Origin of the sequence: Azoarcus sp. TTM-91, assembly GCF_012911025.1 — a bacterium.
In the GTDB taxonomy this organism is placed as follows: Bacteria; Pseudomonadota; Gammaproteobacteria; order Burkholderiales; family Rhodocyclaceae; genus Azoarcus.
The window spans coordinates 1-21281 of the sequence record NZ_WUEI01000079.1 but is presented as its reverse complement, the minus strand read 5'-3'; the positions used below and the strand labels follow the sequence as shown (position 1 = coordinate 21281).

Annotated in this window: 21 protein-coding genes; 10 read left to right on the top strand and 11 right to left on the bottom strand. The window is 67.1% G+C overall.

Features of this window, described 5'->3' with window-relative positions; genetic code table 11:
- Window positions 1-160 precede the first annotated feature (160 nt).
- Window positions 161-1099: an AEC family transporter gene (locus GRF61_RS17780; RefSeq protein ID WP_169151968.1), complete on the bottom strand. Its 939-nt coding sequence runs from the start codon at window positions 1097-1099 to the stop codon at window positions 161-163.
- Between the two features lie 150 nt (window positions 1100-1249).
- Between GRF61_RS17780 and GRF61_RS17775 the strand changes: the two genes are divergently transcribed.
- The gene (locus GRF61_RS17775; protein WP_169151967.1) at window positions 1250-1630 is read left to right on the top strand and encodes a VOC family protein; all 381 of its coding nucleotides are present in this window, start codon (window positions 1250-1252) and stop codon (window positions 1628-1630) included.
- 14 nt (window positions 1631-1644) lie between these two features.
- On the opposite strand, the gene GRF61_RS17770 is transcribed toward GRF61_RS17775, so the two are convergent.
- The 3 genes from GRF61_RS17770 to acnB form a co-directional block, all read right to left on the bottom strand.
- Entirely contained in the window at window positions 1645-2478 is an 834-nt protein-coding gene (locus tag GRF61_RS17770; RefSeq protein WP_211166055.1) for a DUF3014 domain-containing protein, read from the bottom strand.
- A 131-nt stretch (window positions 2479-2609) separates the two neighbouring features.
- Window positions 2610-3122 carry a hypothetical protein gene (locus GRF61_RS17765; RefSeq protein ID WP_169151965.1) on the bottom strand — a complete coding sequence of 171 codons (513 nt, stop codon included), beginning with the start codon at window positions 3120-3122 and terminating at the stop codon, window positions 2610-2612.
- Between the two features lie 165 nt (window positions 3123-3287).
- The gene (gene acnB / locus GRF61_RS17760) at window positions 3288-5885 is read right to left on the bottom strand and encodes a bifunctional aconitate hydratase 2/2-methylisocitrate dehydratase (RefSeq protein WP_169151964.1); all 2598 of its coding nucleotides are present in this window, start codon (window positions 5883-5885) and stop codon (window positions 3288-3290) included.
- Window positions 5886-6172: 287 nt separating this feature from the next.
- Between acnB and acnA the strand changes: the two genes are divergently transcribed.
- From acnA to gstA, 5 genes are all read left to right on the top strand, one after another.
- Window positions 6173-8878: an aconitate hydratase AcnA gene (gene acnA / locus GRF61_RS17755; RefSeq protein ID WP_169151963.1), complete on the top strand. Its 2706-nt coding sequence runs from the start codon at window positions 6173-6175 to the stop codon at window positions 8876-8878.
- Between the two features lie 118 nt (window positions 8879-8996).
- On the top strand, window positions 8997-9383 hold the full coding sequence (locus GRF61_RS17750; protein ID WP_169151962.1) for a YchJ family metal-binding protein: 387 nt from the start codon (window positions 8997-8999) through the stop codon (window positions 9381-9383).
- Between the two features lie 99 nt (window positions 9384-9482).
- Window positions 9483-9866: a DUF6394 family protein gene (locus tag GRF61_RS17745; RefSeq protein ID WP_169151961.1), complete on the top strand. Its 384-nt coding sequence runs from the start codon at window positions 9483-9485 to the stop codon at window positions 9864-9866.
- A gap of 71 nt (window positions 9867-9937) precedes the next feature.
- Window positions 9938-11647: an NAD-binding protein gene (locus GRF61_RS17740; RefSeq protein WP_169151971.1), complete on the top strand. Its 1710-nt coding sequence runs from the start codon at window positions 9938-9940 to the stop codon at window positions 11645-11647.
- Window positions 11644-12249: a glutathione transferase GstA gene (gene gstA / locus GRF61_RS17735; RefSeq protein WP_169151960.1), complete on the top strand. Its 606-nt coding sequence runs from the start codon at window positions 11644-11646 to the stop codon at window positions 12247-12249. The genes GRF61_RS17740 and gstA overlap by 4 nt, the downstream gene beginning before the upstream one ends.
- Window positions 12250-12256: 7 nt before the next feature.
- Here gstA and GRF61_RS17730 read toward each other — a convergent pair whose 3' ends face one another.
- On the bottom strand, window positions 12257-12478 hold the full coding sequence (locus tag GRF61_RS17730) for an RNA-binding S4 domain-containing protein (RefSeq protein WP_169151959.1): 222 nt from the start codon (window positions 12476-12478) through the stop codon (window positions 12257-12259).
- A gap of 82 nt (window positions 12479-12560) precedes the next feature.
- Here GRF61_RS17730 and GRF61_RS17725 point away from each other — a divergent pair, with 82 nt between their 5' ends.
- Complete coding sequence (locus GRF61_RS17725; RefSeq protein ID WP_169151958.1) at window positions 12561-13433, top strand: phosphorylase; 873 nt, start codon at window positions 12561-12563, stop codon at window positions 13431-13433.
- Between the two features lie 17 nt (window positions 13434-13450).
- On the opposite strand, the gene GRF61_RS17720 is transcribed toward GRF61_RS17725, so the two are convergent.
- The 5 genes from GRF61_RS17720 to GRF61_RS17700 form a co-directional block, all read right to left on the bottom strand.
- Complete coding sequence (locus GRF61_RS17720; protein ID WP_169151957.1) at window positions 13451-13813, bottom strand: YkgJ family cysteine cluster protein; 363 nt, start codon at window positions 13811-13813, stop codon at window positions 13451-13453.
- A 211-nt stretch (window positions 13814-14024) separates the two neighbouring features.
- Window positions 14025-14357: a YkgJ family cysteine cluster protein gene (locus GRF61_RS17715; protein WP_169151956.1), complete on the bottom strand. Its 333-nt coding sequence runs from the start codon at window positions 14355-14357 to the stop codon at window positions 14025-14027.
- A 22-nt stretch (window positions 14358-14379) separates the two neighbouring features.
- A complete protein-coding gene (locus GRF61_RS17710) occupies window positions 14380-15078 on the bottom strand; it encodes a YecA family protein (RefSeq protein ID WP_169151955.1) in 699 nt (232 codons plus the stop codon).
- Complete coding sequence (locus tag GRF61_RS17705; RefSeq protein ID WP_169151954.1) at window positions 15075-15776, bottom strand: methyltransferase domain-containing protein; 702 nt, start codon at window positions 15774-15776, stop codon at window positions 15075-15077. Before GRF61_RS17705 ends, GRF61_RS17710 begins: the two co-directional genes overlap by 4 nt.
- A gap of 16 nt (window positions 15777-15792) precedes the next feature.
- Window positions 15793-16779: a tRNA-dihydrouridine synthase gene (locus tag GRF61_RS17700; RefSeq protein ID WP_348982426.1), complete on the bottom strand. Its 987-nt coding sequence runs from the start codon at window positions 16777-16779 to the stop codon at window positions 15793-15795.
- Window positions 16780-16933: 154 nt separating this feature from the next.
- Between GRF61_RS17700 and rpmE the strand changes: the two genes are divergently transcribed.
- The 3 genes from rpmE to pgi all read left to right on the top strand — a co-directional run bounded on the left by rpmE (window position 16934) and on the right by pgi (window position 20585).
- On the top strand, window positions 16934-17149 hold the full coding sequence (gene rpmE, locus GRF61_RS17695) for a 50S ribosomal protein L31 (protein ID WP_169151953.1): 216 nt from the start codon (window positions 16934-16936) through the stop codon (window positions 17147-17149).
- A gap of 182 nt (window positions 17150-17331) precedes the next feature.
- Window positions 17332-18978, top strand: coding sequence for a glycosyltransferase family 39 protein (locus tag GRF61_RS17690; protein ID WP_169151952.1), 1647 nt, complete (start codon window positions 17332-17334; stop codon window positions 18976-18978).
- On the top strand, window positions 18978-20585 hold the full coding sequence (pgi, locus tag GRF61_RS17685) for a glucose-6-phosphate isomerase (RefSeq protein WP_169151969.1): 1608 nt from the start codon (window positions 18978-18980) through the stop codon (window positions 20583-20585). The genes GRF61_RS17690 and pgi overlap by 1 nt, the downstream gene beginning before the upstream one ends.
- Window positions 20586-20633: 48 nt before the next feature.
- Here pgi and orn read toward each other — a convergent pair whose 3' ends face one another.
- The gene (gene orn, locus GRF61_RS17680) at window positions 20634-21182 is read right to left on the bottom strand and encodes an oligoribonuclease (RefSeq protein ID WP_169151951.1); all 549 of its coding nucleotides are present in this window, start codon (window positions 21180-21182) and stop codon (window positions 20634-20636) included.
- Window positions 21183-21281 lie beyond the last annotated feature (99 nt).

Genomic DNA, 21281 nt, shown 5'->3' with positions numbered 1-21281 from the left:
GCCGGGCGGGTGGCTCGGGGTGACGGCCATCCTGGGTGGTTGTGCCCTCCTTACCTTTGGCATCTCCTTGCGCCTGCGCGGCCTGCCACGGCTGCCGGAGACGGCGGCGCTGCCCGCCGGCACCGGTGCGCGCAATTCCGCCTGAGCACCGGCCCAGGGCTCAAGACGCGGTCAGCGTCAGCATCAGCGGCATGGTCAACGCGGCCAGCACGGTGGTCCATACCAGGCAGCTGGCCACTGGCCCTTCAAGCACGCCGAACTGGCGTGCCATCAGATAGACGTTCGCGCCAGTGGCAATGGCAGCCAGGAGCACCACCACCTGCGTCTCCAGCACCGGCAGCCCCAGCAGCAACGCCAGCCCCCACACCACCAGCGGCTGCAACAGCAGCTTGATGGTGGCGATGGCCGCGCTGATGCGCCAGCCTTCACCCACGCCGTACTGCGCCAGCCCCATACCCAGCACCATCAGCGACAGTGGCGCAGCCGCCTGGGCGATCATGTCCAGCGGTACCGCCAGCACCTTGGGCAGCGATAGGCCTGTGAGGCCGAACAGGGCGCCAAGCACGATGCCCACCACCAGCGGATTGGTAAGCACGCCCCGCGCCGTGCGATAGAAGCCCCGCGCGGAAAGCTGCCCGTGCCGCGCCCACTCCACCGATACCGTCACCAGCGTCCACAGCGTCAGCGCGTTGAAGACCAGCACCAGCGCCACCGCCGGCACCGCCTCCTCGCCCAGCGTCAGCCGCGCGATCGGCAGCCCCAGCATGACGTTGTTGGAGAACACCCCGCCCAGCGCGAACACCGATTGCGCCACGCCGTCGAGGCGGAAGCAGCGCCAGGCCACCAACCTGCCAGCGAGGAACACCAGCAGGCAACCACCGAAATAGGCCAGCAGCAGGCGCACATCCACCGGCGGCAGGGCAGTGAAATCGCTCATCAGGCGGAACAGCATCGCCGGCAGCGCAACCGCGAACACGAACTGGGTGAGCGCATCGGCCATGCTCTTCGACCAGTGGGCGAGCTTCATCAGCCCATAGCCGGCGAAAACGAGGATGAAAAGCGGGGAGGAAAGGGAAACCTGCTGCAGTAAAGTGTGCATTTCGATCCGGCAGACCTCGGCACCCGGGGACCGGGCGGGGTGCCGATTCTAGTCGATAGGGCGGCCCTGCCCCGGCAGGGAAAGGAATTGCGCGGCGAGGCGGCATCCGCACAGGACATCCGCACGGACTTCGGGGAAGAGAGACAGGAGATGAGCCAGGAGGACAACAGCGTAGGCTGGTTCGAGATCCCGGTGATCGACATGGCGCGGGCACGCGGCTTCTACGCCTGGGTGCTGGGCGAGGAACTCACCGAGATGCCGATGGGCGAGGACGTCGAGATGTATGCCTTTCCCTGGCGCTATGGCGCCGGCGGGGCCAGCGGCGCGCTGATCCGCCATCCGCTGATGCGGCCCGCGCGCATCGGTACGCTGGTGTACTTCATCTGCGCCGACGTCGGCGAGGCCGCCGAACGCGCGGCCGCGGCCGGCGGCGTCATCGTGCAGGGCAAGACGCGGGTGGGAGAGCACGGCTACATCGCGCTGGTGGAAGACACCGAGGGCAACCTCATCGGCCTTCACTCCCAGCGCTGAGGCCGCGGACACCCTCAGTTGGCCGGCGCCTGCCCCGCCACCAGCGTGCGGATCTCCCGCAGCTTGGCCTTCAACCGGCGGGCATTGTCCGGGCCGATGCGGATCATGATCTTCTGCCCGGCGGACAGGGCTTCCAAGCGGCTATCCTCGAAGCGGTAGCGCACCTTGGGCTGTACCAGCCGTATCGGCCGGGTCACCTCCGGCGCCGCGAGCAGGTGATCCAGCACCGCCACCAGGCGGTCGTTGAAATAGGCGTCCGGATAGCCCAACTCCTGGTAAACCGATTGGAACAGCGGATAGAGCCGCACATAGAGCGCAACCAGGCTGCGGCTGTCCACCGCTTCCGCCAGGGCTACATAGGGCCGATAGCGCGCCGCATTCTCCGGGCTGATGAAAGTGCCATCCAGCTCGGTGCTCACCGTGAAGGCGCCGACGGCCGGCTTCACCGGCGAGCGCGACAGCGGCAGTTGCTCGCCCGGAAGGTTGTCCACCGTGACGACGATGCGGCGGATGAAATCCTGCACGATGAACAGCTCGCGCAGCCCGGTGTCCGCGATCAGGCTGGCGAGCGCCTCGGTGACCAGGGCATCGCTTTCCGGCAGCGCAGGCGGCGGGGCCGATGCGTCCGCCGCCGTGCCGGCCGATTCGATCGGATGACGGATCGCCGATTCAATCTCGCCCGAGGCCTGCGGCCCCTGCTCCAGCACCGGGGCCGGCTCCGGATTGGGGGCCGCGACCGACGTCGATTCCGGTACTTTGGCCTCTTCCCCGGAAAGGTAGAAATATCCGAGGGCAGCGGCCGCCACGACCGCCACAAGTGCCACCACCCTGCTCAAGACTGACTTCACTTCCGCTTCTCCTGAAACACCACACGCGGAAGGTGAGAGACCCGGGGGCGGCAGACGTTCCGTCTTTCTCATCCCAGTCGCCGGTTGCCAGCCGGCCTTCAGCTGTGCCCGAGGGGAAAGGCCTGGCGGCTTCAGCGCTCCAGCGCTGGCTCCGCGTCCAGATACGCAGCCATCTCCGCGGCGAAGCCCTGAGCCGCGTCCAGCCCGGCAAAGCGTTCCAGGTGATGCCCCAGCCGCTGCAACTCCATTCTGAGTTCGCCCGGCCGGCGGACATGCTGCAGCCGGCGGGCGATCACCGCCCCCGCCTCGCCCGCGTGGCGCAGCAACGCTGCCTGTCCGGCCCGCCGCGCATCCTCCATCCACGCCGGCACGGCGGCCGCCGGCGCTACCTCGGGCGTGCACTCCGGCCGCTCGCCCAACGGCCCCGATGCTGGCGCAAGGCGATGGATATGCCCCTGCTGCTCCAGCGCCTGCAAGGCCGGCAGCAGGGCGGCAGGTGACATCAGCGCGCCCAACTCGCCGATCGGCCGGCTGCCATTCACCAGGATCAGCACATTGCGCAGGCGTTGCGGCAGATGGCGCGTGCTGCCGCCCAGTTCCTGCTCGCCGAGAGCCGTCTTGCAGAAAACCGTTGCCGCGTCCATTCGCACCATCCTGTTCCGATGGCGTGCATATATAGAACGGCTGCATGGCCGCAAGATGACAACCTGGCCGCTGGAATGAAAAAACGCCCCTGCCGGCGACCCGGCAAGGGCGTTCCAAAAGCGGCAGGTACGCTACTTTGGCGTCCCGCTCGTGCTCCCTCTACCTCAAACTTCGACGGTATCCGCCACGTTACGGAATTCTTCGATCTGGTCGAAGTTCATGTAACGGTAGATATCCGCAGCCTTCTTGTTCACCACCTCGACCTGCGCCAGGTACTCCTCGACGGTGGGGATCTTGCCCATCAGCGCGCACACCGCCGACAGCTCCGCCGAACCCAGGTAGACACGGGTGTCTATGCCCAGGCGGTTCGGGAAGTTGCGGGTGGAGGTGGACATCGCGGTGCTGCCCTTGCGGATCTGCGCCTGGTTGCCCATGCACAGCGAGCAGCCCGGCATCTCCATGCGGGCGCCGGATTTGCCCAGCACGCCGTAGTAGCCTTCTTCGTTGAGGATCATCGCGTCCATCTTGGTCGGCGGAGCGATCCACAGGCGGGTCGGGATGTCGGACTTGCCGTCCAGCACCTTGCCGGCAGCGCGGAAGTGGCCGATGTTGGTCATGCACGAGCCGATGAAGACTTCGTCGATCTTGTCGCCGGCGACTTCGGACAGCAGCTTCACATCGTCCGGGTCGTTCGGGCAGGCGACGATGGGCTCCTTGATGTCGGCCAGGTCGATGTCGATCACCGCGGCGTACTCGGCATCGGCGTCGCCCTTCAGCAGTTCGCCCTTGGCGATCCATTCCTCCATCGCCTTGATGCGGCGCTTGAGGGTGCGGGCATCCTCGTAGCCGTTGGCGATCATCCACTTCATCAGCGTGATGTTGGAGTTCATGTACTCGACGATGGGCGCCTTGTTAAGGTGCACCGTGCAGCCAGCGGCGGAGCGCTCGGCGGAGGCGTCGGTCAATTCGAAAGCCTGTTCCACCTTCAGGTCGGGCAGGCCTTCGATTTCCAGGATGCGGCCGGAGAAGATGTTCTTCTTGCCCTTTTTCTCGACGGTCAGCAGGCCTTGCTTGATCGCATACAGCGGAATCGCGTTCACCAGGTCACGCAGGGTGACGCCCGGCTGCATCGTGCCCTTGAAGCGCACCAGCACGGACTCCGGCATGTCCAGCGGCATCACGCCGGTGGCGGCGGCGAAGGCGACCAGGCCGGAGCCGGCCGGGAAGGAGATGCCGATGGGGAAGCGGGTGTGGCTGTCGCCGCCGGTGCCGACGGTGTCCGGCAGCAGCAGGCGGTTGAGCCAGGAGTGGATCACGCCGTCGCCCGGACGCAGCGCCACGCCGCCTCGGGTGCTGATGAAGCTCGGCAGTTCGCGGTGCATCTTCACGTCCACCAGCTTCGGGTAGGCGGCGGTGTGGCAGAAGGACTGCATCACCAGGTCGGCGGAGAAGCCGAGGCAGGCCAGATCCTTCAGCTCGTCGCGGGTCATCGGGCCGGTGGTGTCCTGCGAGCCGACGGTGGTCATCTTGGGTTCGCAGTAAGTGCCCGGACGGACACCCTGGCCTTCCGGCAGGCCGCAGGCGCGGCCGACCATCTTCTGCGCCAGCGAGAAGCCCTTGCCGGAATCGTTCGGCGCCTGCGGCAGGCGGAACAGCGTGGAGGCCGGCAGGCCCAGCGCTTCACGCGCCTTGGCGGTCAGGCCGCGGCCGATGATCAGCGGAATGCGGCCGCCGGCACGCACTTCGTCCAGGATCACCAGGGTTTTGAGCTGGCTTTCGGCGATGACCGCGCCGTTCTTCAGCGCGGTGACCTTGCCGCTGGCCTGGTCGACCTTCAGCTCAATCTCGTCGCCCATGTCCATCTGGCCGGCATCGATCTCGATCGGCAGCGCGCCAGCATCTTCCATGGTGTTGAAGAAGATGGGCGCGATCTTGGAACCCAGGCAGACGCCGCCGAAGCGCTTGTTCGGTACGAAGGGGATGTCCTCGCCGGTAAACCACAGCACCGAGTTGGTGGCGGACTTGCGCGAGGAGCCGGTGCCGACCACGTCGCCGACGTAGGCGACCAGGTTGCCCTTGGCCTTGAGATCTTCCAGGAACTTGATCGGGCCGCGCACACCGGCTTCTTCGGGGGTGATGCCCGGACGCGGGTTCTTCAGCATGGCCAGCGCATGCAGCGGAATGTCGGGGCGCGACCAGGCGTCAGGCGCCGGGGAGAGGTCGTCGGTGTTGGTTTCGCCGGTAACCTTGAACACGGTGAGCTTCTGCGAGGCCGGCACTTCCGGGCGGCTGGTGAACCACTCGGCGTCGGCCCAGGATTGCATCACCGCCTTGGCGTTGGCGTTGCCGGCGGCGGCCAATTCCTTGACGTCGTGGAAATAATCGAACATCAGCAGGGTCTTCTTCAGCCCTGCCGCCGCCACCGTACCCACTTCGGCATCCGCCAGCAGGTCGATCAGCGGCTTGATGTTGAAGCCCCCCAGCATGGTTCCCAGCAGCTCGGTGGCCTTGGCGCGGGAAACCAGCCCACAGGCCGTCTCGCCCTTGGCGACCTTGGCGAGGAACTCCGCCTTGACCTTGGCCGCGTCGTCCACACCGGCCGGCACGCGATGAGTCAGCAGGTCGACCAGGAAAGCCTCTTCACCGGACGGCGGGCTTTGCAGGAGTTGGACCAGTTCGACGGTCTGCTGCTTGTTCAGGGGCAGCGGCGGAATGCCGAGGGCAGCACGCTCGGCAACATGGGCACGGTAGGCTTCAAGCACGGCGACGTCCTTCCATATTCGTGACGTTGGCAGGGGTTCCGAGCGGGTTTCGCCCGTTCGGCGCGAAACGGATTATATGTCTTTTATAAGACTCGCGGGGCGGTGCAATGCACAATGCACCGGGCAACGCGCTCCGGGTCGCGGATTCTACTCCTGCACAAGGGATGGCGACAGGTGCGCGAGGAGGAACATCCGGCTATGAAAGGAGTCGGATTGATGTTTTTCGGTCCGCCTGTCCGGCCGGAACGGCCAGCCGCACAGGGCGACAATATCGAGGAGAAGAAGCCATGCCCCACACGCTGTTCGACACCCTCAAATCTTTCTCCAGCCCCGGCGGCAAAGGCGGAAGCTACTACTCGCTGCCGGCGCTCGAAGCCGCCGGCGTCGGTCCGGTGTCCCGTCTGCCGGTATCCATCCGGCTGGTGCTGGAGGCGGTACTGCGCCATTGCGACGGCAAGAAGGTCACCGAGACCCATGTGCGCGAGTTGGCGAACTGGCAGGCGAATGCGCCGCGTACCGCCGAGATCCCCTTCATCGTCGCCCGCGTGGTGTTGCAGGATTTTACCGGCGTGCCGCTGCTGGCCGATCTTGCGGCAATGCGCAACGTCGCCGCCGACCAGGGACGCCCGCCCAAGCTCATCGAACCGCTGGTGCCGGTGGATCTGGTAGTGGACCACTCGGTACAGGTGGACCACTACGGCAGCCCGCTGGCGCTGCGGCAGAACATGGAGCTGGAGTTCGAGCGCAACCGCGAGCGCTACCAGTTCATGAAGTGGGGCATGCAGGCCTTCGACACCTTCGGCGTGGTGCCGCCGGGCATCGGCATCGTGCATCAGGTGAACCTGGAGTACCTGTTCCGCGGCGTACGCCATGACGGCGACCTCTACTACCCGGACACCCTGGTCGGCACCGACTCCCACACCACGATGATCAACGGCGTCGGCGTGGTCGGCTGGGGCGTGGGCGGCATCGAGGCCGAGGCCGGCATGCTGGGCCAGCCGGTGTACTTCCTCACGCCGGACGTCATCGGCGTGGAACTGCGCGGCAAGCTGCCCGAAGGCGCCACCGCCACCGACCTGGTGCTGACAATCACCGAGATGCTGCGCAGGGAGAAGGTGGTGGGCAAGTTCGTAGAGTTCTTCGGCGAGGGCACCGCCAGCCTGTCGGTCACCGACCGCGCCACCATCGCCAACATGGCGCCGGAGTACGGCGCCACCATGGGCTTCTTCCCGGTGGACGAGAAAACCGTTGCCTACATGCGTGGCACCGGCCGCAGCGACGAGGAATGCGAACTGCTGGAAGCCTATTTCCGCGCCCAGCAGATGTTCGGCGTGCCGCGCGCCGGCGAGATCGACTACACCCGCACGCTGACGCTGGACCTCGCCGGCATCGTGCCCTCGCTGGCCGGCCCCAAGCGGCCGCAGGACCGCATCGAACTGCCGGCGATGAAGGACGCCTTCTCCCACCTCTTCTCCGCGCCGGTGGCCGACAACGGCTTCGGCAAGCCGGCCGTCGATCTGGAGCAACGCCACGCCACCGCGCTGAAGGATGTCGACCTCGGCCACGGTGACGTGCTCATCGCCGCCATCACCTCCTGCACCAACACCAGCAACCCGGCGGTGCTGATCGCCGCTGGACTGCTGGCGAAGAAGGCGGTGGCGCGCGGGCTGCGGGTGAAGCCGCACATCAAGACCTCGCTCGCGCCGGGTTCGCGGGTGGTCACCGATTACCTGGAGAAGGCCGGCCTGCTGGAACCGCTGGCGCAGTTGGGCTTCGCCCTCGCCGGCTATGGCTGTACCACCTGCATCGGCAACGCCGGCGATCTCGCACCGGAGCTGAACGCTGCGATCACCGAGAACGACGTCATCGCCGCGGCGGTGCTGTCGGGCAACCGCAATTTCGAGGCCCGCATCCACCCCAACATCCGCGCCAACTTCCTCGCCTCGCCACCGCTGGTGGTCGCCTACGCCATCGCCGGCAAGGCCAATGTGGATCTGAGCAAGGAGCCGCTGGGCAAGGGCAGCGATGGCAAGCCGGTGTTCCTGCGCGAGCTGTGGCCCAGTTCGGAGGAGATCGCGGAGATTCTGCCCTTCGCGCTGGACCCGGCCACCTACCGCGCGCGCTATGCCGACTTCACCCGCGACCACGACCTGTGGAACGCCATCTCGGCGCCCACCGGCCAGGTCTATGACTGGCCGGCCTCCACCTACATCGCCCGGCCGCCCTTCTTCGACGGCTTCTCGATGACGCCCTCCGCGGTGAGCGACATTCATGGCGCCGTCACCCTGCTGCTGCTGGGCGACTCGGTGACCACCGACCACATCTCCCCCGCCGGCTCCTTCGGCGAAGGCACGCCGGCCGGCAAGTGGCTGAAGTCGCATGGCGTCGAGCGTGCCGCCTTCAACTCCTACGGCTCCCGCCGCGGCAACCACGACATCATGGTGCGCGGCACCTTCGCCAACGTGCGGGTGAAGAACCTGATGCTGCCGGCCAAGGCGGATGGCAGCCGGGTGGAAGGCGGCTACACCCTGCTGGAGGGCCAGCAGACCACGGTGTTCGAGGCGGCCAGCGCCCACATCGCTGCCGGCACGCCCAGCATCGTCTTCGCTGGCGAGGAGTACGGCACCGGCTCCTCCCGCGACTGGGCAGCCAAGGGCACCGCGCTGCTTGGCGTGAAGGCGGTGGTGGCGCGCAGCTTCGAGCGCATCCACCGCTCCAACCTGGTCGGCATGGGCGTGCTGCCGCTGCAGTTCAAGGGCGACGACAGCTGGCAGTCGCTGGGCCTGAAGGGCGACGAGCGCTTCGACATCCTGGGCGTCACCGAGGAGCTGAGGCCGCAGCAGGACCTTACGCTCGTCATTCATCGCACCGACGGCAGCCACCAGGAAGTGAGCCTGCTGTGCCGCATCGACACGCCCATTGAGGTCGAGTACTACAAGCACGGCGGCATCCTGCCCTATGTGCTGCGGGAGATCCTGGCGCAGTCGCATTGATTGCATGCCGGCCGCGGCGCCAGACATCCGTTTGGCGCACCGCCCTCCGCCTGGGCGACAATCCGGGGAAGGCCACCGCGGCTTTCCCCGTTTCCTTTCCGCCCACGCAAACGACTCGATGAAATCCCTCCCCTGCCCCTGCGAATCCGGCCAGCCGCTGTCCGCCTGCTGCGGCCCGCTGATCGCCGGCGCCCAGCCCGCGCCCACCGCCGAGCGCCTGATGCGCTCCCGCTACACCGCCTACGCCCAGCGCAACACCGGCTACCTGCTGGCCACCTGGCACGCCACCACCCGGCCGGCGACGCTTGAACTGGATGACGGCGCGCCAGCGAAGTGGATAGGCCTGCGCATCATCAGCCACCGCGACACCGCCCCTGACCGCGCCGAGGTGGAATTCCTCGCCCGCTACCGCGTCGGCGGCCGCGCCCACCGGCTGCATGAGAACAGCCGCTTCGTGCGCGAGGAAGAAGGCTGGTTCTATGTGGACGGCGACATGCTGGAATGACGCCGCGCCGCGCTCCGGAGAGGAACGCTCTCTGCCTATAATCCGTCGGCTTCACCCATCCGGCCTTATCCCACCCACACCACATACGGGCACGGCGACATGAACCTCGAGAAGGTGATCTTCGGCTTCTTCATCGTGCTGGCGGCGACGCTGAACTTCGGTTTCTTCGTCGGCGACATCGGCGACCCGGCCCATCACGACGTCTATGAACTGTTCGCCGCGCTGGTCGTCAGCCTGATCGCCACCGTGCTCAAGTTCGGCGACCGCACCCAGATCGGCGCGGTGCACCTCGCCACCAGCCTGGTGGCCGACCTGCAGCTCATCGCCGCCGCCCTCACCTGGGGCTACGCCGCCCACGTCACCGGCAGCGGCATGACGCCGGAGATGACCGCGCGGGTGGTCTCGCTGTCCGGCGGCGCCCTCTTCGCCAACGTCGTCTCGGTGATCATCCTGATCGCCGAAACCATCATGCAGCGCCGCTGAGCCCGGCCGCCGTGAAGCTCGCCCGCGCGCTCGCCCCGCTGCCGCGGCACCACAGCATCTTCTTCCTGATCATGCGCCGCCTGCGGGCGCCGCTGATCGTGCTCATCGTCATTATCGCGGTGTCCGTCTTCGGGCTGACGCTGATCCCCGGCGTGGATGCCGACGGCCAGCCCACCCGGCTCAGCTTCTTCCACGCCTTCTACTTCATCAGCTACACCGCCACCACCATCGGCTTCGGCGAAATTCCCCATGCCTTCTCCGAGCAGCAGCGGCTGTGGGTGATGTTCTGCATCTATCTGTCGGTGATCGGCTGGGCCTACACCCTGGGCACGGTGTTCGCACTGCTGGGCGACCGCAACCTGCAGCAGGCCATCCAGATGCAGCGCTTCGTGCGCGCGGTGCGGCGGCTGCGCGAGCCCTTCTACCTCGTCTGCGGCTATGGCGAGACCGGCCGGCTGATCTGCCGCGCGCTGGACCGCCTCGGCTACCGCGCGGTGGTCATCGAACTGGACGAAAGCAAGGTTGGCGAGATCGACCTCCACACTTACGCCGCCGACGTGCCCGCCCTCACCGCCGACGCCCGCAACCCGGAAACCCTGGAGTTCGCCGGCCTCACTCACCGCAGCTGCGTCGGCGTGATGGCGCTGACCAACGACGACAACGCCAACCTCGCCATCGCCATCGCCGCCCGCCTGCTGGCGCCGCACCTGCCGGCGCTGTGCCGCGCCGAAACCGCCGAGGTGGCCGCCAACATGGCCTCCTTCGGCACCCGCCACATCATCAATCCCTTCGAGAAATTCGGCGAATACCTCACGCTGGCGCTGCATTCGCCGGCGGCCTGGCACCTGCTCGCCTGGCTCACCGGCCAGCCGGGCACCACCATCGTCCATCACCGCAATCCGCCGCGCGGCCGCTGGATCATCTGCGGCCACGGCCGCTTCGGCCGGGTGATGGTAGATGCGATGAAGTCACAGGCGGTGCCGCTCACCATCATCGACCGCTCGCCCCAGCAAGACCCGGAACACACCTGGGTACAGGGCGAGGGCACCGCCGCGGACGCCTTGCGGCAGGCCGGCGTCGGCGACGCGGTGGGCATCGTCGCCGGCACCGGCAGCGATGTGGACAACCTCTCCATCGCCGTCACCGCCCGCGCCCTCAATCCCAAGCTCTTCGTGGTGCTGCGGCAGAACCACTACACCAACCACGCCCTGTTCGACGCCTTCGAGTCCGACATCACCGTGGTGCCGAGCGAGATCGTCGCCAATGAATGCCTGGCCATTCTCGGCACCCCGCTGCTGGCCCCCTTCCTCGCCGAAATCCGCCGCCGCGACGAGGAATGGTGCGCCTGGGTACTGGAGCGGATGACGCGCCGCTTCGGCTGGGAAGTGCCGCGGGTATGGAGCGAGCGCATCAACCTCGTTCGCGCGCCAGCGCTGTACCGCCGGCTGATGCGCGGCGAGCGCATCACCCTGGGCACGCTGCTGTGCTCTCCGGGCAACCGCTACGAGGCGCTCGCCTGCGAGGTGCTCTACCTGCGCCGCGACGACGACGAGCCCAGGCTCATCCCCGCGTCCGATCTGGTCCTGCAGCCCGGCGACGAACTGCTGCTGGTCGGCCGCGGCGGCGCCCGCACCGAACTGGCGCTGACGCTGGCCAACGAGCACGCCCTCAATTACGTGCTCACCGGCGAGGACCTGCCGGGCGGGCTCGTCTGGGAGTACCTTTCCCGCCGGCGCAAGCCGCACGCAAACGCATCAAAACCAGGAGAACAAAAAACGTGAAGCTCTATTACAGCCCCGGCGCCTGCAACCTCTCCCCGCACATCGTCCTGCTCGAAGCCGGGCTGGACGCCGAACTGGTGCGGGTGGACCTGAAGAGCAAGCTCACCGAGCACGGCGAAGACTTCAACGCCATCAACCCCAAGGGCTATGTGCCGGCGCTGCTGCTGGACGACGGCGAAGTGCTGACCGAGGGCCCGGCCATCGTCCAGTACCTGGCGGATCTGCGCCCCGACAGCCAGCTGGCGCCGGCCTGGGGCACCCGCGAACGCAGCCGCCTGCACGAGTGGCTGAACTTCATCGGCACCGAGCTGCACAAGTCCTTCAGCCCGCTGTTCCGCGCCCAGTCGGAAGAATGGCGTGAAGTGGCCATCGCCAACCTCAAGCGCCGCTTCACCTACGTCGCCGCCCACCTGAAAAGTCACGACTACCTGCTGGGCGAGCGCTTCAGCGTCGCCGATGCCTACCTCTTCACCGTGATGAGCTGGGGCCCCAAGGTCGGCTTCGACCTCTCGCCCTGGCCCGCGCTGGTCGCTTTCCAGCAGCGGGTAGGCGCCCGCCCGGCGGTGCAGGCCGCCCTGCAGCAGGAAGGCCTCGCCGCCTGAACCAGGCTCAGGACGCTTCGGCGGACAAGCGGATTTCGTTGCCGCCGAAGGACACGCGCTGGCCGGGCCGCAGCTTGGCCCGCTTGCGCGTCTCCACCTTGCCGTCCACCTTCACCTGCCCGGCTTCGACGGCGGCATGGGCAGCCCCGCCGGAATCCACCAGATTCGCGGCCTTGAGAAGTTGATCCAACTGGATGTAGTCGCCACGGACGGCGAAGGAAATCGGCATTTGTCGCTCCAGCCGGGACGTCGATGCGGACACCGCCATCCCTCATGTCAGAATTGCGCATTGTCTCCCGCGGGAAGCCAAGATGACCAGCCAGCTCCAGCCTGACTCCGACCTCGCCCGCCTGCTAGCCCACTGCACCGACAAGGCGCTGCAAAGCGGCGCCCTGCAACCGATACGCACCGAGCAGACCACGGTGGAGGAAGCCGGCATCCGCTTCTCGGTGCGCTGGGTTTCCTCCCTCGCCCGCAAGGACGCCGCCCGCGTCGCCGCGGTGAGCAAGCGCGACCCCGGCTTCAACCCCTTCCTGCCGCCGGAGCCGGAGCTGACTGCAGCCGCCCTCGGCGAGCGCCATCTGGCGGTGCTGAACAAATACCCGGTGATCGCCAACCACCTGCTCATCGTCACCCGCGCCTTCGAAGCGCAGACAGCGCCACTCACCGCTGCAGACTTCGGCGCGCTGGCACAGGTGCAGGGCCCCTTGGGCGGCCTGGGTTTCTACAATGGCGGCACCGAGGCCGGCGCCAGTCAGGCGCACAAGCACCTGCAATGGGTGCCGGCACCCGCCGGGCTGGACGCCTTCGCTCCCCACTTGCCGCAATGCCGGCCCGGCGAAAGCGGCACGGCCAGCGTGTTCGACTGGACGCACTGCTTCGTTCGCCTTCCGCCCTCGGCCTGGCAGGCGGGAGATGCCGGCCACACGCTGCGCCAATGCTATGTCCAGGCCTGCGGATTGATGGGGCTTTCCTGCGCGGTGGATACGATGGCGCCCTACAACCTGCTGCTCACCCATGAGTGGCTGCTGCTGATCCCCCGCAGCGCGGAGAGGTGGCGGGACATTTCGGTGAACGCGCTGGGCTACTCTGGCTCGCTCTTCGTGCGCCGGCGTGAGCAGATCGACGAACTCCGGGCTGCGGGCCCCTTCGCGGTACTGCGCGGCGTCGGCCTGCCGCGCTGAGGCGGCCACCAAGGCCCTCAGGCCGCGTGCGGCATCACCGACAGATGCGGCAAGGGCGGCAGACCGATAGTGGCGCGCAATTCATCGCATTTGGGATTGGGCGTTCCATCGTCGAAATGGCTGGGGAACTCCCTGCAAGGCGTCGGCCGGTTCTCGTAGATCGTACAGAACACCTGCTTGCCCACCTCGCCCCCCAGCGCAGAACAGCGGCGGGGTACCTGGTTGCTACCCTTCATGCAGCGCAGGTGGGGTGTGAGCGGCTCGGTCATGCCCGCCGGCACGAAACCGCCGGGGGCATCGTCGCCCTCGCCCCAATAGAAAGAAACACGGAAGTGGATACAGCACATGCCGCAATCCAGACAGGGGTTGAAGGCGTCCATGGTCACCGCGCGCACAAGCTGGCGAAAAGCGCCGCTCGCGACGGAGGCGGCACACCCGCCCTGTCCCCGTCTGTACCATGCGACGAGCCCCGAGCCGGGCGCCGCGGATTCTAGCGTTTCCGTTGCCTTGACAAGCGGCCATTTCCAGCAAAATCAATTGCTTGAAATACAACTCCAGGACTTTTAGCCTTCTCCCCGATACGGCGCGGCTTCAGCCCAGGGGCGCCATGCCGTGGCGGCGGCGAGCGCGGTCGCAACCGTCCTCGCCGATGCCAAGTGCAGCGTACGGCGCGAAGTCCCGACAGGGCGAGGGCCGCCGGCTGTAAATCGAACAGCTCACCTCGACGCCTATTGTCCCCTCCAAGGCGGCGCAGCGCGGCGGCCCGTCATCGGTGCCACGCATGCGCACCAGGCTGGCGGTCAGCGGCAGGGCCAGTTCATCCGGCACGCCGCCCTCGCAAGCGCTCGCCAGCTCCGAGGGATGGAAATCCACCCGGAAGGCGGCGCAACAAGCTCCGCAGCGGGTGCAGTGATCCAGGCTCATCCGCCTTGCTCCCGCCTGGTGCTCAGGTCGCGCCACAGCACTTCTTGTACTTTTTGCCACTGCCGCAAGGGCAGGCTTCATTGCGCCCCGGGCCCGCAGCCTTTGGCGCGGCAGGCACTTCCACCGCCACCTGCTGCGGCGCCGGCAGGCCGACTGCACGCCAGCAGTCGAAGATGTCCAGCACGCCTTCGCCAGTCACTTCCAGCCAGCCCAGACGGGTTTCGTCCTTGGCTTCACCCGCCTTCTCTTCCGCCCACGGCGCCAGCATCTCGTCGATCAGGTTGCGCACGGCTTCGACTTCCTGCTCGGGCACCAGCGTTTCCCAGTTGCCCGGCCATAGCTCCAGGCCCTGGGTGAAGCCCTCGATCCACTCCTCGCCGAGCTTCAGCGGATCGCCTTCGGCGATGGCGAAGCAGAACGGCTCCCACAGATCCTCTTCGCCGAAGCTGCCCACCATCTCGTTGTAGTAGGACAGCACCAGGCGGATGGCACGCTGCACGCCGCTGCCGGAACCGAAGGAGACGCCATCCTCATGCGCCGACCACACCACCGGCAGCCAGCGTTCCACCGGCACCGGCTGGGGCGAGATCAACACGCCGGCGAGGAAGCCATCCAGCATTTCGAGGTCCATGCAGTCCTCGGGGACGATGTCGGAGCTGAGGATTTCCTCCAGCGCTTCGAAATCCTCGTCGCTCATCGCATGCGGGTTGTCGGTGCTCATTTGCTTTCTCCAGAACTGAGGGCCAGGCCCGCACCCAGGTCGGTGACGATGCGGAACAGGGTCTGGCCGGAATCACGGTACTTTCGTTCGAACGGGGTGAGCGGCACAGGCGCCTCGAAGGCCTCCCAGCCCATCTCCCGCTCTGTCAACAAGCCCAACGCGCAGGCGAACTCCTCGGCATACACCTGCCAGTTCGTGCGGCACTCCAGCACGCCGCCCAGCGGCAGCAGATGCGGGAACACCGGATGCGCATGCCAGCGCCGGCCGAGGTGGCCGATCTTGGGCCAGGGGTTGGGATAAAGGATGTAGTGGCGGGCGAGCTTCAGGCCCTCGTCGCCGAGCAGACGCCAGAAATCCACCAGGTCGGCGCGCACGAACACCAGGTTCTTCGGCATCAGCGCTTGCGGATAGGGTTTGCGCCGGGTGAGCCGGTCTTCGGACTGGTCTACCCCCATCACCCAGTGGTCCGGGTAGGCGCGCGCGAGCTGGATGGTGCTGTGGCCGACGCCGCAGCCGGCGTCCAGGATCAAGGGCGCCCGGCGGTCCCAACCGGCCAGCGCGGCGGCAAGCGCCTCGCGGTTGTAGTCGGCATAGGGTTTGCGGAAGGGTTCGCGGCGGTGCTTCTCCAGCCGCTTGAGCAAACTCTCGTGCATGCCTTGCTGGGCGCTGGAGGGAATACGGGAATTGGCGTAGCTCAAAACAAGGCCTCGGGAATCAGGCGGCGGCCCGCGGCAGCACCAGGGCAACACCGTGCTCGCGCAGCATGGGATCAATCTCGGCCATGGTCTTCAGCGGCCGCAGCGCCTGGTAGAGCGCCTCGGCCTGCGGATAAGTGCGGCGCAGGAAGTTGAGCCATTGCTTGAGCCTGCCGGCTGCATGCCGGCCGTCCAGCTTGGCGTTCACGTGCTGGTGGAACTCCACCAGCAGGTCCAGCAACTGCCCCCATTCCTCCGCGCGGGTTGCAGGGTCCGGATCATCCTGCTCGCCCCGGCGTATGCGGGCGGCGAGGAAGGGATCGGCCACCGCACCGCGGCCCAGCATCACGTCCTCGACCCCGGAGACGGCGCGGCAGCGCGCCCAGTCCGCTACCGTCCAGACCTCGCCATTGGCGCACACCGGCACCGCCACCACGTCGGCGATGCGGCCTATCCATTCCCAATGTGCCGGCGGGCGATAGCCATCGGCCTTCGTCCTGGCATGAACGACCAGTTCCGCCACGCCGCCGTCGGCCAGCGCGCGGGCGCAATCCAGGGCCTTGCCGGTGTCGTTCACACCCAGGCGCATCTTGGCCGTCAGCGCCAGTTCGGGCGGCAGCGCCTGGCGTACGGAGCAGGCGATGCGGTACAGCAGCTCCGGCTCGTCCAGCAGCACCGCGCCGCCACGATGGCGATTCACGGTCGGTGCCGGGCAGCCGAAGTTAAGGTCGATCGCCGCCGGCCCGAGCCGCGAAAGACGCAGCGCGTTGATCGCCAGGTAGTCAGGATCGGAACCCAGCAACTGCACCCGCACCGGCGTACCGGCCGCGGTCTTGCTACCGGCGCCCAGTTCGGGAGCGATGCGGCGGAAAAAGCGGTCCGGCAACAGGCTGCCGGACACCCGCACGAACTCGGTGACCGCACAGTCATAAGCCGGCACCCGCGTGAGCACCCCACGCAGCACCTCATCCAGCAGACCTTCCATGGGCGCGAGCAGCAAACGCACCTGACCCCCTCGAAAACACGCAAGCGGAAAAGGGGCGCATTGTAGTCGACCCCAGTCCGCGCCCTTGCCATATTTGACGCACAGGCAGATAATCCAACGTTTTCCACCCTCAGGGCGGCCACATTCACCGCCCGCGTGTATCAAAGGACTGAATATGAAAGCGGATGTCCATCCCAAGTACGACGAAGTAAACGTCACCTGCTCCTGCGGCAACGTTTTCGTTACCCGCTCCACCCTGGGCAAGCCCCAGCTGCACGTGGAAGTCTGCGCTGCCTGCCACCCGTTCTACACCGGCAAGCAGAAGATCGTTGACACCGCGGGCCGCGTCGAGCGCTTCCGCCAGAAGTACGGCAACGTACAGCGCGGCTAAGTCGCTCTGGCGCATTGCAAAAAGGCAGCTTAGGCTGCCTTTTTTCATTTCTACGCATTCGTACGGCAAGCTTTGTTGCACTCGCGCATCGGATCGAACGGCTGCGCCCGATACAATCGCCCTCCGGGAAGCGCCCAGCAACAACAAAAGACAACAACGGAACGGCTCCGCTCAGCAAGCGCATGATCAGCGATTCACCTCCCTCTTCCAGATTCCATAAACGGCTCTACGGTACGCTCGGCCTCACCCTGCTGGTCGGCCTCTACCTGCTGGTCGGCCTCAGCGGCCACGATCCGTGGCGCGGCGACGATGCCCGCCACTTCGGTCCCGTCTACAGCATGCTGCGTGGCGAAGGCTGGCTGTTCCCGCTGATCGCGGGCGAGCCCTTCGCCGATTTTCCGCCGCTGTATTACTGGACAGCGGCCGTACTCGCTTACCTGCTCGGCCCAGTCCTCCCCTTCCATGACGGCGCCCGGCTGGCCAGCGCCCTGTTCACCGCGCTGGCGATCTACTCCATCGCCCGCGGCGCCGAGCGTCTTTATGGGCGGCCCGCGCGCACCCCTGCCGCGCTGCTGACGCTGGGCACACTCGGCCTGGTGCTGCACGCTCATGAAACCCAACCCCTGATCGCGCTGGTCGCCATGGTGGCACTGACACTGGCCGGCCTTGCCCGGGTGCCCGCCCAGCCTCTGATAGGCGGACTGCAGGCAGGCGTCGGCAGCGCGCTCGCCTTCCTCGCCGGCGGCCCGGCCGGCGCCTTCCTTACGCTGCCGCTTTTCCCGCTGCTGATGATCGCCAGCCCCGACTGCCGCACGCCTCATGGCAGCGGCGGGCTCCTGGTGGGGCTGTGCCTCGCGCTGGGTCTGGGTGCCCTGTGGCCGCTCGCCCTGCATCTGAGCGCGCCAGAACTGCTCTCACTGTGGGTGAGCGAGGAGTGGAGCCCCTTCGGCAGCCAACTGCTGGAAGCCGGCACGCTGCCGCGCCTGTTCGAACTGCTCGGCTGGTTCGTGTGGCCGCTGTGGCCCCTGGCCCTGTGGGGCTTGTGGCGCGGCCGCCGCCAGCTCTGCGCCCTTCCCTGGCTGCTACCGCTGGGTTCCGGCCTGATCGGCCTGGCCTGGTTGATCGTGAACGGCGACGTTTCGCCACCGCTCGCCCTGCCGCTGATTCCGCCCATCGCCCTGCTCGCCGCTGGCGGTGTGCCCAGCCTGCGCCGGGGCGCAGCGAACGCTTTCGACTGGTTCGCGCTGATGAGCTTCGCGGTGTTCGCCCTGCTGGTGTGGATCGCCTGGACGGCGCAGGCCTTCGCCTGGCCGCCCGGCCTGGCGCGGCATATTGCGCGGGTGACGCCCAGCTTCAGCTTCGAGGGTGGTCTGACGCAGGCCTTCGGCGGCATCCTTCTGTGCCTGGCCTGGCTGCTGCTCGTCTGGCGCCTGCCGCGCTCCACCAGCCGTGGCCCGGCCAACTGGGCGATGGGCATGACCATGCTGTGGTGCCTGGCCGTGCTGCTGCTGATGCCCTGGTTCGATCACGGCCGCAGCTATCGCCCCATGGTGCATTCGCTCGCCAGCGCGGTAGCCGCTCAGCCGGCCGACTGCATCGCGACCACCGGCCTGCCGGACGCAGTACGCAGCTCGCTGCACTATTACGCCGACATCCGCACCATAGAAGCCCACGGCGGCACGACGCCTTGCGGCCTGCTGCTGGTCTATGATGACCGGCGCCTGAACGCCCCTTCGCCGTCCAGCGAGTGGAAGAACATCTGGGAATACCGCCGCGGCGGCGGCAAACAGCTCGAAGTGCTCCGTCTCTATCAGCTCAACCCATCGTGATGACCGAAAACTTCCTTCCCCCCCAGCAGCGCTCCACCTGGCAGGCCCTGGAAGCTCACGCCCAGCGGCTCACTTCCCTTTCCTTGCGCGACGCCTTCGCGTCCGACCCCGGGCGCTTCCGCTCGCTGTCCCGGAAACACGGCGACCTCCTCGCCGATTTCTCCAAACAACGACTGGACGCGGCGGCGCTGGAAGCACTCCTGGCCCTGGCCGAACAGTCGGAATTGAAGCGCGGCATCAACGCCCTCTTTGCCGCCGAGCAGGCGAACTTCACCGAAGGCCGGCCTGCGCTGCATATGGCCTTGCGCGGCAGCTGCCCGCCGCCGCCGAATGCCGCGCTGGACAGCGCACCGGTGCGCCGCTTCGCCGCCGCCTTGCGCGCGGGCGAAATACACGGCGCAACCGGCAGACCCATCACCCGGGTGATCAACCTGGGCATCGGCGGCTCAGACCTCGGCCCGCGCATGGTCTTCGAGGCCCTGCGTGAGCCAGACGCGCCGGTGGAAGTGGAGTTCGTCGCCAACATCGATCCGCGGGAACTGGACGAAGCGCTGCTGCGGGCCGAGCCGGCCAGCACTCTCTTCGTGATTTCGTCCAAGAGCTTCTCCACTGCCGAGACGCTGGCCAACGCAAGCGCCGCCCGTGCCTGGCTGGCCGCTGCGCTGGGCGAGGGAGAGGGATTGTCTGCCCACTTCGCCGCCGTCAGCAATGCCACCACCGCCGCGGCCGCCTTCGGCGTGGCACAGGACCGCGTTTTCGCCCTGCCGGAATGGGTCGGCGGGCGTTACTCGGTGTGGTCGGCCATCGGCCTTCCCCTCCTGGTCGCCATCGGCGAAACACGCTTCGACGCCCTGCTGGACGGTGCCCGGGCAATGGACGAACACTTCCGCGACACCGCCTTCGCCGACAACCTGCCGGTACTCATGGGACTGGTCGGCCTGTGGAATACCGACTTCCTCGGCATGGAAACCCTGGCCGTGCTGCCTTATGCCCACGGCCTGCGCAACTTCGCCGCCTGGTTGCAGCAGCTTGAGATGGAGAGTAACGGCAAGCGCGCACTGCGCGACGGTTCGACCAGTACCGTGCCGACCTCCCCGGTGGTCTGGGGCGGCGTCGGCACCGTCGGCCAGCACGCCTTCCACCAGTTGTTCTACCAAGGCACCCGCCGCATCCCGATGGACTTCATCGTGCCGGTCGGTGCAAACGAACCGCGGCAGCGTGCGCTCATCGACAACGCCTTTGCCCAGAGCGCTGCGCTGATGAATGGCCGCGACCTCGCTGGCGCACGCGCCGCGCTCGAGGCCAAGGGATTGCCCCCAGCAGAAGTGGATCGCCTGGCGCCCCACCTGGTCAGCCCCGGCAACCAGCCCAGCACCACGCTGCTAATGCCGCGCCTGGATGCCTTCCACCTCGGCGGGCTGCTGGCGCTGTATGAGCACAAGGTATTCGTGCAGGGCTGGATCTGGGGCATCAACAGCTTCGACCAGTACGGCGTCGAGCTCGGCAAGGAAATGGCCCGCGCCCTGGCGCAAGGGGCCAGCGGGGCGCAAGACGGCTCTACCGCAGCGCTGGTGCAGGCCGCCGAAGCATTGCGCAAGGGCTGCTGAGCCCCGATGAGGAACAGGGCCCCGAAAGGCCCTGTTCCTCTGCGGACTTCAGTCCAACCGCAGGAAGTTGTCACGGTAATAGCGCAGCTCGGCGATGGACTCCTGGATGTCCGCCAGCGCTTCGTGCTTGCCCTGTTTGACCACACCCTTGGCCACCTCCGGCCTCCAGCGCCGGGCCAACTCCTTCAGCGTCGAAACATCCAGGTTGCGGTAATGGAACCAGCCCTCGAGGGTGGGCATGTAGCGGGCAAGGAAGCGGCGATCCTGGCCGATGGAGTTGCCGCACATCGGCGACGCCCGCTGCGGCACCCACTCCTGCAGGAAAGCCAGCATGCGCGCCTCGGCTTCCGCTTCCGACACGGTGGAAGCCTTCACCCGGTCAATCAGGCCAGACTTGCCGTGGGTGTTCTTGTTCCAGTCATCCATCGCGTCCAGCACACTGTCCGGCTGATGCACGGTGATCACCGGCGCGACCGCAACCTCGTTCAACTGGCTGTCGGTGATGATGATCGCGATCTCGATGATGCGCTCGCGCTCCGGTTCCAGGCCGGTCATTTCCATGTCCAGCCATATCAGGTGATTCTGGTCCTGTGCCATAATTCTCCAGCCTTTCAGATGCATCCGCGTGAAGCAGACAAGGCCGGGATTGTGTCACATTTCCCCTCGCCCTCCGCCCCGCCGCCCTCTGCCCTACAG